This window comes from Brevibacterium sp. FAM 24630, assembly GCF_049804075.1.
In the GTDB taxonomy this organism is placed as follows: Bacteria; Actinomycetota; Actinomycetes; order Actinomycetales; family Brevibacteriaceae; genus Brevibacterium.
This window is the reverse complement of the sequence record NZ_JBNBZD010000127.1, coordinates 1-249: the sequence shown is the minus strand read 5'-3', so window position 1 is coordinate 249 and position 249 is coordinate 1. Positions and strand designations below refer to the sequence as shown.

The window sequence follows — 249 nt, the reverse complement described above, 5'->3', positions numbered from 1 at the left end:
GCCAGGAAACTGATCCTGCACCTGCCCAGAGCCTGGCCGTGGGCGACGGAGTTCTCCCGGTTATGGCAATCGGCGTTGGGACCACCCCGGACAATGTCGACCTGACCAATTCGCCCTTGAAAGGGGGGTGCCCCTATGGTTTTCGTCAAGGGGTGACCAAGATTTCTTCGAATAGTCTTGCCGGCTGATGCTGGGCAGGACTGATTGGTCCGGGACGCAGTCTCGGACTGGACGTGGGTGCTTCGGAAC

1 protein-coding gene is annotated in these 249 nt (G+C 60.2%); it reads left to right on the top strand.

Translation table 11 applies throughout. The annotated features are described in order from the left end of the window. Positions 1–188: hypothetical protein (locus ACPUD7_RS17975; RefSeq protein ID WP_425120670.1), on the top strand; the 188-nt coding region annotated here is incomplete at its 5' end. Between the last annotated feature and the right edge of the window lie 61 nt (positions 189–249).